This window comes from Neotamlana sedimentorum, from assembly GCF_000943565.1.
GTDB classification, from domain to species: Bacteria; Bacteroidota; Bacteroidia; order Flavobacteriales; family Flavobacteriaceae; genus Neotamlana; species Neotamlana sedimentorum.
Genome location: NZ_JTDW01000019.1, coordinates 1 through 12951, shown reverse-complemented (window position 1 = coordinate 12951; position 12951 = coordinate 1). Strand labels below are relative to the sequence as shown.

The window sequence follows — 12951 nt, the reverse complement described above, 5'->3', positions numbered from 1 at the left end:
TTTTTAAAAATTATTGAAAACTGAGTATTGCAAATTATAAAAAATAAAAACAAAATGACAGTATTAGTCGTCGGTGCCAGTGGAGCCACAGGTAGCAAGTTAGTAGAACAACTTTTAATTAAAGAATACGAAGTTAAAGTGATTGTAAGATCGCCAGAAAAATTACCAGAATCGTGGAAAGCTAATGAAAACTTACAAATTATCTCTGCAAGTATATTAGAATTAAGCGATACGGAAATGAGTGTTATTACAAGTGGTTGCAATGCTGTGGCATCTTGTCTTGGTCACAATTTAACATGGAAAGGTGTATATGGGGAACCAAGAAGATTAGTAACAGATGCTACGAAACGCTTATGTGATGCCATAAAATCAAACAATGCTCAAAGTCCAACAAAGTTTGTTTTAATGAACACTACAGGAAATCGTAATCGTGACTTAAACGAAACCATTTCATTTGCTGAAAAATGTGTCGTGGGTTTACTTCGCATAGTATTACCACCTCATGTAGACAATGAAAAAGCAGCCGATTATTTACGAACCCAAATAGGGCAAAATAATAAACAAATTGAATGGGTAATAGTGAGACCAGATGGCTTAATTAATGATGATAAAGTTTCAGACTACGAAATTTATCCTTCTCCAATAAGAAGCGCAATTTTTAATGCAGGAAAAACAAGTAGAATAAATGTTGGGCATTTTATGATGAAGCTCATTAGTAATGCCAGTTTATGGATTACTTGGAAAGGACAAATGCCTGTAATTTATAATAAATCATCACTGATTGAAAAAAATATAGAGGTAAGTAAGAAAAACTAGACCTTAATAGAAATCAAGCAGACTTAATAATCATTTACCAAAAAATAATAACATGAAAACTCAAATGCCAGAAAGATTTACAGAAGGAAAAAGCACTTGGAATACAATCTTTATATTTCTCGGTTTGGTAATTGCTCTTACGTCACCATTTCATTATGCAATAGTTAATTTATACCCATCCAGAATCTGTGTTGGAGCTATCATGTGGTGTCCTGCAATAGCTGCATTTTTAACCTTAAAAATCAAAGGACGTAAAATATCATCCCTAAACTGGAATTGGGGAAATTGGAAATATATCCGATGGTCTTATGTTGTTCCTGCCTTATATGGTATTATCACTTATGTGCTTATTTGGATTTTAGGTTTTGGAAATTTAGCCAAAGCGAAGCCATTACAGAATGGGGAAAAGAACTTGGCTTATTTGGCATAGGCACTTTAAACCCAACAGCGATAACAATCATAGCTGTTTTTTTATTAGGCACTGTTGAAGTGATAAGAGCTTCTGCAACCACCTTGGGAGAAGAAATTGGATGGCGAGGATTTTTTATTTACGAATTGAGAAAAGTACTGTCTTTTACTGGAGTAGCAATTTTTAGTGGATTGATTTGGTCTTTTTGGCATTGGCCATTGCTAGTTTACTATAGTAACAATGTCCTATTAGAATTTGCAACCTTCACTATCGTAATTGTCTCCATGTCATTTATTATGACTTACTACACGTTTAAATCTAAAAGTCTATGGCCAGCAGTCATTTTTCATGCAGTCAGTAATGTGTATATTCAAAAAATAATGCCGCCTCTAACCATAAAAGATGAAGGAACAGAACATTGGCTTGGTGAAAACGGAATTATGTTTGCAATTGTGACCTGTGTTTTTGGAATTTACTTTTGGCACAAAGGATTGAAGGAACATATATAAATTAACTTATCTCTTAGATTTTGCAGAGTAATTATAATTTTTCAATCTGTAAATAAATCAAATACAAATGAATAACTCAGAAAACACATCAAACAATTCTCCAAAGCATATAAAAAGAAAATCCCATCCTTTTTGGCGATTTTTTTGGCTAACATTTCTTGTCGTATCGCTTTGGTATGCTTGGTACTCATTTTATGCACCTTCAAATAATATTACATGGAAAGATAACTTGGAATCTGCTCAAAAGCTAGCTTTTAATTCTGATAAAAATATTATGGTATTCTTTACCACGGAATGGTGCTCACCTTGTCGCATTATGAAGCGTGAAGTCTTTGCTGATAATGAGGTTACAAAAGCTATGGATGCTAAAGTTGTCTCACTAGAAATTAATATTGATGACCCAAATTCTAAAGCACTAGTAAAACAATATAATATTGGTGCTACACCAACAACAATTTTCATTGATCCTAAGGGAGAGGTAATTGATTACGCTGTTGGAAAAGTGGAGAAATCAAAATTCCTTGAAATGCTTCTTAACATTTAATTAAAAACAGAAATCATCAATCAATCACAAAAACGAACAATTCATGCAATTTAATGGAAAAACACAAGTCCTAAAGTTTTAAAACTACAATACCTCAACATCCCCTATCAAGAAGAACGAGTAAATGTCCTAATTATCGATTTGTTTTTAGTCTTATTTTCTTTTATTTCTAAACTTAGTTAATATACTGCGCAACAATCGTTGGCTCTCATAAATTTAAAGTTTTAATTTTATACATTTGTGTGATTAATTCATCACTTTGATCAACGAGAAATCTATTGCTGTCTTACCTTTTGTCAATATGAGTAATGATATTGATAACGAATCTTTCTGTGATGGTATTGCAGAAGAAATAATTAATGCCTTATCAAAAATAAAAGGCTTAAAGGTGATTGCAAGACGGTCTTCGTTTGCATTTAAAAATAAAAACATTGATGTTCGACATATTGGTAATCAATTAGGTGTGGCTACTGTTTTAGAAGGAAGCGTTAGAAAATCAAACAATAGCATTCGCATAACAGGGCAATTGATAGATACAAAATACGGTACGCAATATTGGTCTAAAAAATTCGATAGAGAATTAATAGATATCTTCGAATTGGAAGATGTAGTGAGTCTTGCCATAGCTGATGAAGTCCGAAACAATTTTGGGCATTTTGAAGTGCAGGACCATTTAATTAAACAACCTACAAATAATGTCGAGGCTTATCAATTATTTTTACAAGGGCGTTCATTGCAATTAAAATGGACACCAGAAAGTCTAAATCAAGCCATATCATACTATAATCAAGCTATTAACTTAGATAAAAATTACGCTAAAGCATATTATGCCAATTTACAATGCTATGGGTTATTGGCCGTTTGGGGTTATATGCCTTACCAAGAAGCTATGGATTTAGCTGTTGGCAATCTATTAATAGCCAAAGAAATAGAAACAGCATTACCCGAATATCCACTCTCTTTTGTAGGAAAGTTTCTTTGGGGTGAATGGGATTTTAAAAATGCATTTATACATATAGAAAAAGCTTTAGATATGAATCCTAATTATATTGATGGATTAGAAGCTATGACAGAGCTTTTTATAGCACTTGGCTTTTTTGATAAGGCTTTAACGTATGCAAATAGATTATTAGAGGTAGATCCGCTATCCGCAAATAACCATTACACATTAGCTAGCATTTACTACTACCAACGTAAGTTTAAAAAAGCATTAGAAAATGTAAACTACGCTCTAACACTTAATACTGATTTAGCATTAGCGCATCATTTGAAATGTTTCTGTTTAATATGGCTAAACAGAAGCCAACAGTTTCAATATTGTATTCAGGATACTACCTTGAAAGAGGAGAAAAATCTATTATTTCAACTTATCAACAATAAGGATATTGAAGTTCCGGAACAAATGATGACAAAATGGTCACAATCTCAAAACGAAGAAACGATGCCAGTTCCCTATGATGTGTTTATTTTAAGCAATTCAAGTTATACAGACCAAGGGTTTACACGCTTAAAAGAAATGATTGAGCAAAGACGTGGGCAGGTTATAAACTATAGGCTAGAACCTTTTTTACAACCGTTACATAATATCAAAGAATTTTCAGAGCTACACAAGTCTAATTTGTCCATTGAAGACGTTGATTGCCATCAAACAGACGAAGAAAAATCATCACCAATCATTTTAGATGCTCAACAAGTAGAAACGCTAAAAGAGGAATTAGGTTCTTATTTTAAAGAGGATGAACCTTTCTTAAATCCACAATTAAGTTTAAAATTCGTGGCTGATGTGTTTGAATTAAATACCAATAAAATATCCTACGTAATCAATAAAGCTTTTCATCTTAATTTTAATGACTTTGTGAATTCGTATCGCTTAAATCATTTTAAATCAATAGCCATAGATCCAAAAAACTCACATTTAACTATTCTTGGCTTAGCTTATGACAGTGGTTTTAATTCTAAAAGCGTATTTAACACGTACTTCAAAAAAACAGAGGGCACTACACCTAGTAAATGGGTAAAATCTAATACTAAATAACGTAAAGTTACAAGTCCTTTATCTCAGTTAATAGAATTTAAATTAATTTTTAGATGCCTTATCCTTTCTTAATATTTAGATTTTAAAATTATTTTACTCTTGTACACCACTAGAGTTAACCGAACAAATTTAAAATTCAAACAGTTTTCATTTTAATACTTGAATTCGTCCGAAATTATAATCTCGGACGTTTACAGTTTTCTTATACCTCAAATTTGCACCATCAAAAAACGAACAATAATGAAATCAATTATAATGAAAACTATCAAAAAACAAATCTTATTAAGAATGGCTTGCGTAGCCTTTGCATTAGTATCAAGTATAACATACGCTCAAAACACAAATCCAGAAACCTCAACACAGCGAGATGGCTTTATTATTGAATTTTCAGTAGGTGGAGGTCTAATCAGTTTAGAAGATAGTGAAGGTATTCAAACGTTCGACAAATCTCAAGGAACGTTTGTTTTTCCAGATCTAAAGTTGGGCTATATGTTGAATGAAAATCTTGCCATTACTGCCGCTATGCCAGGAAATATATATGAATTTCAAGATAACGACAGGAATTTTGGAGGTTTTATTCCATCGCTACAATATTGGGTAAAAAATCGTTGGTGGATTCATGGTGGAATTGGTTTAGCAATAGATTCGCCAGCACTATATGATATTAAAGACGATGTAAATGACGATTGGAACTTTGGTTTCGCTGTTATGGCAAGTACAGGTTATTAGATTTACAAAAAGAAAAACTTTGCGCTTAATGTGCAGTCAAAACTAGTTCTTGGCAGTGTGTCTTTAGATGGAAATGCAGATAGAGATGCAGTAATCTTTAATGTAGGCTTAGGATTTAGCTGGTTATAAGGTTGAATTTACAAATTCAAATAATTCTAAAAATATTATCATGAAAAAAACTTTAATAACCTTGATTTTTTGCGGACTAACATTAATCTCTAAATCTCAAAACACAAGTGTAGAAAAATCAACATTCGGATTACAAACTGGAGTTCTAGGAATCTGGGCTTATAATGAAGCAAAACTATCAAATACCATAGCACTGAGAACAGAGCTCGGTTTTGATTTTGGTATTTGGGAATCTACGTTTTACGATGATTATGACTCCCCATTTCTACTTACACCTGTAATAGTTGTGGAGCCAAGATTCTATTACAACCTCAAAAAACGCTCAGAGCACTCAAAACCAATTGATGGAAATAGTGGCAATTTTATTGCTTTAAAGATGGGTTATCATCCAGAATTGGCGCTGTTCAATACTGACGATGCGCCTGTAGTTAGTGACTTTTCCATTATACCCACTTGGGGAATTAGGCGAAATTTAGGTAAACACTTTGATTTTGAAGCAGGTCTTGGCGCAGGATTTAGTTACACATTTGCTAAACGCGCTGGCTACTTAAAGAACAAAAGTGAAATGGAATTAAATATGCACTTGCGAATAGGATATAGGTTTTAGCAAAAACAACACTCAATTTGACGAAACCTATCCAAGCTTAACTCCAAATAGTAAATATTTCTTTTTTCATGGGAGCTACGGATTTAATAAAGTTGATAGCAATTAGGTTGACGGCAGTGCGATTAAAAGGACGAAAACTAGACAGAGAGACCTTGGATTCTTTTAATGAAAATGCAATAAATCGAAAGAATTTGGTAGCTACTGCGCTAAGGTATTTGGAAAACTTAGTCATTGAAAAATAAATTACTGCCAAAAATGGATATAAGTCAGAAAAATTAATAAAAGATGCGATAGAAAGCCTTATATGCATCATAATTTATATAACTGCGTCATAGTTTTCAATCTATCCTCAAACTTTATACATAAGGCTTCATAAGGGGTAGGAAGCATATTGCTTCTGGATCGATCTTTGTAGAAACGAAAATCAAGTTTTTAATTATTATGGATTTAATCACTTATGTATTAGATGAACTAAGGAAAAATAAGTACTAACAAATGATTATAAGGTACAAATTCTGTTTGTAACTAGTAAGAGGTAGTTTATCATTAACAAACATTCGAATATCATATAAAGTTTAATTGATTAAAGACCTTTTTTAAGTTTATCCTAATCAAAAAAAAACAATCAAAAAGTGAACAATTATGAATTCAATTAAAAGTAAAAAAGGAATTAGACTTGCAATAGGCATATTTTCAGGAGTATTAGTAGGCTTATTAACCTCAAACATAGCTTTATGGCTTCCAATTGGAATTGCCATTGGTGCCGCGTTAGAATACTCAAAAAAATCTTAATGTAACAACTCAAATTACAAAATAAATCATCAATCAAAAAACGAACAATTATGAAATTAATTAAAATGAAAACAATCAAAAAACAAATCTTATCAAGAATGGCTTGCGTAGCCTTTGCATTAGTATCAAGTATAACATACGCTCAAAACACAAATCCAGAAACCTCAACACAGCGAGATGGCTTTATTATTGAATTTTCAGTAGGTGGAGGTCTAATCAGTTTAGAAGATAGTGAAGGTATTCAAACCTTTGATAAAGCTCAAGGAACGTTTGTTTTTCCAGATCTAAAGTTGGGCTATATGTTGAATGAAAATCTTGCCATTACTGCCGCTATGCCAGGAAACATATACGAATTTCAAGGTAATGACAGGAATTTTGGAGGTTTTATACCATCTGTACAATATTGGGTAAAAGACAACTGGTGGATTCATGGCGGAATTGGTTTAGCCATAGATTCGCCCGCACTATATGATATTAAAGATGATGTAAATGATGATTGGAACTTTGGTTGCGCCGTTATGGCAAGTACAGGTTATGAAATTTACAAAAAGAAAAACTTTGCGCTTAATGTTCAGTCTAAATTAGTGCTTGGTCGTGCGTCTTTAGATGGAGATGCACACAGAGATGCAGTAATCTTTAATGTAGGATTAGGGTTTAGCTGGTTATAAACTTTAATATATAGTGAATTTATCTATTGACAAAATATAAAAATTTAGCTCTGAACTAAAGTGAAATATAGTGTGTATTTATACGCTACGTTTCATAAACAGTAAGTTCTGAGTAATGAGAAAAAATTGAACATAAATCATATTTACAAGTTCAATTGTATCTAAAATAAATATTATCATGAAAAAAACTTTAATTACCTTGACTTTGTGCGGACTAACATTAATCGCCAAAGCTCAAAGCACAAGTGTAGAAAAATCAATATTCGGATTACAAACTGGAGTTCTAGGAATCTGGGCATATAATGAAGCAAAACTATCAAATACCATAGCACTGAGAACAGAGCTCGGTTTTGATTTTGGTATTTGGGAATCTACGTTTTACGATGATTATGACTCTCCATTTCTACTCACACCTGTGATAGTTGTGGAGCCAAGATTCTATTACAACCTCAAAAAACGCTCAGAGCACTCAAAACCAATTGATGGAAATAGTGGCAATTTTATTGCTTTAAAGATGGGTTATCATCCAGAATTGGCACTGTTCAATACTGACGATGCGCCTATAGTAAGTGACTTTTCCATTATACCCACTTGGGGAATTAGGCGAAATTTAGGTAAACACTTTGATTTTGAAGCAGGTCTTGGTGCAGGATTTAGTTACACATTTGCTAAACGCGCTGGTTATGTAAAGAACAAAAGTGAAATGGAATTAAATATGCACTTGCGAATAGGGTATAAATTTTAGCATAGATAAAACCAATCACAATCATCAATCAAAAAACGAACAGTATATGTTTTTCAAATCAAAAGAAGGAAAAGACAAAATCTTATCCCTGTATAGCCAGAAGTTAAATGAGCTAAATATTGAATATTCCGAAGAATCGGTAGAAACAAAGTTTGGCGTTACAAATGTTATTATTACTGGAAACGTAAAAAACCCTCCATTACTCCTTATTCATGGCACAGGCGGTTGTGCACCATTAATATTAGAATCATTTCCTAATTTATCTTCAACATATTGTGTCTATGCAATAGACGTACTTGCCCAACCTAATAAAAGTGCTGAAAACAGGTTAGACATGAAGACTTTAGATTATGGAGAATGGTTAACGGAAGTTATTATTTTACTAGGATTGAAAGCCGTTACTTTAGTAGGATTTTCTTTTGGAGGCCTTATTTCACTAAAGACTTTAGAATTTAACGAACGACTCATAAAAAACGTTTTTTTAATAGCGCCAGTTTACATCGTAAATGGAAATCCTTTTATAGGATTATTTAAGATGTTTATTCCTTTAAAGAAATTTATAAAAACGGGTAATGATAACTATCTAAAAAAAGTCATTAAAGCTCTTTTTAGTGATGCTGATAATTTTGCCATCCAGTTTATGGGAACCACTTTTCAAAATTGTAATATGGACTTTTCACCATTACCTGTAATAGCTAAAAAATCTGCTCAACAAATTGAAACACCTATTACCATTTTCGCCTGTGAAAACGATATTATGTTTCCTGGTAGAAAATTGATTAAAAGAGCCAAACGAATATTTTCTTCTATAGAAGACGTTGTTTTGATTGAAGATACTAAACACGTACCAAATTCAAAAGGTTTTAAAAAAATAGAGGATTTAATTATTGATAAAAACAGATACTAAAATGATAGCAGAAATAAAATCTTTAGAATTCCCTAGTCCAAATATAATTTCAATAAATGGAATTGAGTTAGAAGTATTTGAAGCAGGTAAAGAAAATATTGGCAATCCAATTGTACTTTGTCATGGTTTTCCCGAACATGCTTTTTCATGGCGTTATCAAATCTCAGCACTTGCTAAAGCTGGTTATCATGTCATTGTTCCAAATCAAAGAGGATATGGTTATTCATCTTGCCCTAAAGACGTAACAGCATATGATATCACCCATTTAACAGGTGATATGGTAGCTTTACTTGATTATTACAACTACAAAGATGCTGTTTTTGTGGGTCATGATTGGGGTGCAAATGTAGTTTGGAACCTTGCACTCTTACATCCAGAGCGGGTAAATAAAGTCATAAATCTTGCACTACCTTATCAAGAACGCGGCAAAAAACCATGGATTGAGTTGATGGAAGCGTTTTTTGGAGACGATTTCTATTTTGTTCATTTTAATAAACACCCAGGAGTTGCAGATGCTGTATTAGAGAACCATACAGAAAATTTTCTTCGTAATTTATTTCGTAAGAATGTACCTCTTGCACCACCAGAACCAGGAATGTTAATGATGAACCTTGCAAAAGCAGAAAAGCCTTTTGGTGAGTCTATTATGAACGACGATGATTTGTCTGTTTTTGTAAAGGCCTTTAACAATTCCGGATTTAATGGCGCTATTAATTGGTATAGAAACCTCGACCGGAACTGGCACTTATTAGCAGATATTAACCCAATCATCAAACAGCCTACTCTTATGATCTATGGCAATCTAGATATGATACCAAAATTTGAAAGGCTACAGGATTTCGTTCCGAATTTAGATGTTATTAGTTTAGATTGTGGCCATCACATTCAACAGGAATTACCACAAGAAACTAATCAATCAATTTTAAAATGGTTGGCAGAATTTAATGGCTAAAAAAGAGAAATGGAAACAAGAATGGTAATTTATAGAGAGGAAGCAGAATTTGTTAGAGACTATAAACAAGCATTAATTTTTGAATCTATTTTATAAGCGTAAACTCATTAATAAATATCCTTTTCACATAACTTCATTATTTTATATTATGAATATAAACGAGCAACTTAAAACCATAAAAGACTACTATTCTCCTAAAATAATTGGTGAAGTAAATGATGTTTTTATAAAACTTGTAAAAATACAGGGAAACAAAGTGCCTTGGCATCACCATAAAAATGAAGATGAATTATTTTATGTGCTTAAAGGAAGTCTTGTTTTTGAAATAGAAAACCAAGAACCATTTACAATGAAAAAGGGGGATTTGTTCATTGTAAAAAAAGGAATTAATCATAAAGTCAGTTCTAAAAAGGAATGCCATTTAATGCTTATTGAAAATAAATCAGCTTTGCATACAGGAAATGTGATTTCTGAGATTACAAAATCAATCAATAATCAAAAATAATGAAACACTAGTGCCATCAGAATTTCAATTTAGGATTAAAATAATATTAGGTCTGAAGCATGCTATTTTAAAATAGATAGCTGTAGAACTTTATCCACCAACAAAAAAACAACAATTAATAAAAACAACAAAATGAGCAAAGGATTAAAAATAGTATTGACAATAGGACTCATTATTGTCTTTCAAGGTATATCGGCACAATCGAAGTTGAATCAATCGAGTGAATTTCAAACAGAAATTATTGATTCTGTTTATTCAGAGGTATTCAAAGAATATCGAAAGTTTTGGGTTAAACTCCCTGATAATTATAACCCAAATAGTAGTGTAAAATATCCTGTTGTTTATTTGTTAGATGGATTTTCTCTGAGAGAAAATTTAGAAGAAATTTATGATAATTATTGGGGACATTATTTGCCTCATATGATTCTAATTGGAATTTCTAACAAAACTAACAGGATACGGGACTTAACTACTTCTCAGATTAAAATGAGGCGTGGGCAAGCAATGAATAAAGAAACTGGTGGTGCGGAAAACTTCACCCAAAGTATTGAAAAAGAACTAATCCCATACATTGACAATAAATATCCAACCACGGCCTATCGTACCTTAATTGGGCATTCTTATGCCGGTTTGTTTACGGTAAATATGTTGGTTAATCATAAACATCTCTTTCAAAACTATATAGCCATAGATCCAAGTTTGGATTGGGACGACCAAAAATTATTGAAGGAGGCAAAAGAAAAGCTGAGTTCAGAAAGTTATAAAGGTAAATCTCTTTATGTGTCTTTAGCAGCAGAACAGCTACACATGTGGGATGAAGAAATAACCATGGAGAATATTATGGACGACGCTTCAGAATTCACTTTGTTTGCACGTTCAATCGTTGACTTTTCAACTTTTGCGACCTCTCAAAAACAGAGTGGATTAAATTTCTCATGGAAGGTGTACAATGAAGATTTACATGGTACTGTTCCGCTCCCAACGATGAGAGATGGATTGATTTTTCTTTTTAAATGGTACCAGTTTAAATCTCCGCAAAAATATAATAATCCTGAAACGACAGTAGAAGAATTGGTTAAGCTATTGGAAAAACAAGAAGAAATCTATTCAACGCATTTTGGTTATCCCTTCCCTCCAATGATTGAGGAAATGTTTAGTGGCTATGGCTATATGAATTTAGAAATGGGGCAACCTGAAAAAGCATTTATGTTTTTCAAATCGAATATTGATTATTACCCCAACAGCGCAAGTGCCTATAATTCAATGGCAGACTATTATGAAGCTCAAAATGATATTACTAATGCACTAAGGTTTGTGCAAAAAGCTGCTGAATTAAGTAATGACGAATACTATAAAAACAGAATTCAAGAACTAAAAAACAAATAACAAAGGCTAACATTTTGTATAACCCGCAATATGCATTAGAACTTTGTTATGAGAATCAAAAACACAATAAATCAGGATGTTAAATTTGAAAAGCATAGCATCGCTATGGTTAGAGAAGATAACGAAACGAAGTAGCTGATTTGCAGTGTTTTTGGTTCGTAATAGATTTTCTAATTCATAATGCGGATTTAAGTAATGCTAAAGTAGAAGTCTTATAAGAAACTACTAAGCAATCTGACACTAACTATCCAATTTATCGTTAGCACTTATTTGAGAAAAAAATGAAACGATTATTAAAATTCATAGATAAGAATATTTCGGGCAAAAAGGTTTTAAGTCTTTTTATTTTGACCAATCTTGTTTACACTTTTATGCTGACAGTCACCATTCCCAAAACAATGGAATTCTCTAACGGAATTAAATTATTGGATATGATGCCCACAGGATATGACTTGAATTATGTTAGTGAATTATTCAATTCGCTTGGAGAAAATGGACGTTTGACGTATCTAACCAATCAAATACCTGTTGATATGTTTTACCCACTGCTATTCGGACTTTCTTACTGTCTGCTTTTGGGTTATTTCTTAAAAAAATTGAACAAATTAAATTCCCCATATATTTATCTCTGCGTAATACCGATAATTGCTGGAATTGCAGATTATTTGGAAAATATCGGAATTATCACAATGCTTAAAAACTATCCCGAATTGAATGAGACTGCAGTTTATACAACTAATATATTTTCAGTTATAAAAAGCATTTCAACAAGTATATTTTTTATTGCATTAATAGTCATCTTAGTAACACTTGGAATTAAAATATTAAACAGAAAAAAAACGGCTGACACTGTATAAAATTAATTGCTTGTTTTAGCCAATTTATGAAAGTTCTCGCGGACTTTCTACCCGTAATTTATCTGCTAAATTAGTTGCTTAAACCACGCAAATGATCTTATACATAACCGTTACCAAACATATAAAGCAAACTATGAAAAATTTGACATTTGTAATTTTATATATTCTTCTTTCAGGAGTACAAACCACATTTGGACAGAATGAAACAGATGATATTATAGTAGGAAGTAAGTTCGTTATTAAATCTAATATTTTAGATGAAGAAAGAACCTGTTTAATAAGTCTTCCTGATTCATACAATAATTCATCTGAAGTTGATAAAAAATATCCAGTTATCATATTATTGGATGGATATACTCAT

The 12951-nt window shown here is 32.2% G+C and carries 15 protein-coding genes and 1 pseudogene; all 16 read left to right on the top strand.

What is annotated here, in order from left to right; all coding sequences use genetic code 11:
• The first annotated feature begins 54 nt into the window (after positions 1-54).
• Positions 55-816, top strand: a complete 762-nt coding sequence (locus PW52_RS15775; protein WP_044633982.1) for an NAD(P)-dependent oxidoreductase — start codon at positions 55-57, stop codon at positions 814-816.
• Between the two features lie 64 nt (positions 817-880).
• Positions 881-1246 carry a hypothetical protein gene (locus tag PW52_RS17650; protein WP_205618146.1) on the top strand — a complete coding sequence of 122 codons (366 nt, stop codon included), beginning with the start codon at positions 881-883 and terminating at the stop codon, positions 1244-1246.
• Entirely contained in the window at positions 1168-1734 is a 567-nt protein-coding gene (locus PW52_RS15770) for a CPBP family intramembrane glutamic endopeptidase (protein WP_205618145.1), read from the top strand. The genes PW52_RS17650 and PW52_RS15770 overlap by 79 nt, the downstream gene beginning before the upstream one ends.
• Before the next feature lie 67 nt (positions 1735-1801).
• The gene (locus tag PW52_RS15765; RefSeq protein ID WP_044633946.1) at positions 1802-2278 is read left to right on the top strand and encodes a thioredoxin family protein; all 477 of its coding nucleotides are present in this window, start codon (positions 1802-1804) and stop codon (positions 2276-2278) included.
• Between the two features lie 301 nt (positions 2279-2579).
• Complete coding sequence (locus PW52_RS15760) at positions 2580-4313, top strand: helix-turn-helix domain-containing protein (RefSeq protein ID WP_044633945.1); 1734 nt, start codon at positions 2580-2582, stop codon at positions 4311-4313.
• A 255-nt stretch (positions 4314-4568) separates the two neighbouring features.
• Positions 4569-5042 carry a hypothetical protein gene (locus PW52_RS15755; RefSeq protein ID WP_240475202.1) on the top strand — a complete coding sequence of 158 codons (474 nt, stop codon included), beginning with the start codon at positions 4569-4571 and terminating at the stop codon, positions 5040-5042.
• A 190-nt stretch (positions 5043-5232) separates the two neighbouring features.
• Positions 5233-5778 (top strand): hypothetical protein, encoded by a 546-nt coding sequence (locus PW52_RS15750; protein WP_240475201.1) that lies wholly within the window; start codon positions 5233-5235, stop codon positions 5776-5778.
• Positions 5779-6420: 642 nt separating this feature from the next.
• Positions 6421-6570, top strand: coding sequence for a hypothetical protein (locus PW52_RS17580; protein ID WP_165586786.1), 150 nt, complete (start codon positions 6421-6423; stop codon positions 6568-6570).
• 65 nt (positions 6571-6635) lie between these two features.
• A complete protein-coding gene (locus PW52_RS15745) occupies positions 6636-7238 on the top strand; it encodes a hypothetical protein (RefSeq protein ID WP_044633981.1) in 603 nt (200 codons plus the stop codon).
• A gap of 178 nt (positions 7239-7416) precedes the next feature.
• Positions 7417-7983 (top strand): hypothetical protein, encoded by a 567-nt coding sequence (locus PW52_RS15740; RefSeq protein ID WP_044633943.1) that lies wholly within the window; start codon positions 7417-7419, stop codon positions 7981-7983.
• Between the two features lie 46 nt (positions 7984-8029).
• The gene (locus PW52_RS15735; RefSeq protein WP_044633942.1) at positions 8030-8890 is read left to right on the top strand and encodes an alpha/beta hydrolase; all 861 of its coding nucleotides are present in this window, start codon (positions 8030-8032) and stop codon (positions 8888-8890) included.
• A 1-nt stretch (position 8891) separates the two neighbouring features.
• Positions 8892-9842, top strand: coding sequence for an alpha/beta fold hydrolase (locus PW52_RS15730; protein ID WP_044633980.1), 951 nt, complete (start codon positions 8892-8894; stop codon positions 9840-9842).
• A 148-nt stretch (positions 9843-9990) separates the two neighbouring features.
• Positions 9991-10347, top strand: coding sequence for a cupin domain-containing protein (locus tag PW52_RS15725; RefSeq protein ID WP_044633979.1), 357 nt, complete (start codon positions 9991-9993; stop codon positions 10345-10347).
• Positions 10348-10479: 132 nt separating this feature from the next.
• Positions 10480-11733 (top strand): alpha/beta hydrolase-fold protein, encoded by a 1254-nt coding sequence (locus tag PW52_RS15720; protein WP_044633941.1) that lies wholly within the window; start codon positions 10480-10482, stop codon positions 11731-11733.
• 281 nt (positions 11734-12014) lie between these two features.
• On the top strand, positions 12015-12590 hold the full coding sequence (locus tag PW52_RS15715) for a hypothetical protein (RefSeq protein WP_044633940.1): 576 nt from the start codon (positions 12015-12017) through the stop codon (positions 12588-12590).
• Between the two features lie 133 nt (positions 12591-12723).
• Positions 12724-12951: pseudogene (locus tag PW52_RS17645) on the top strand (esterase family protein); the annotation flags it as partial.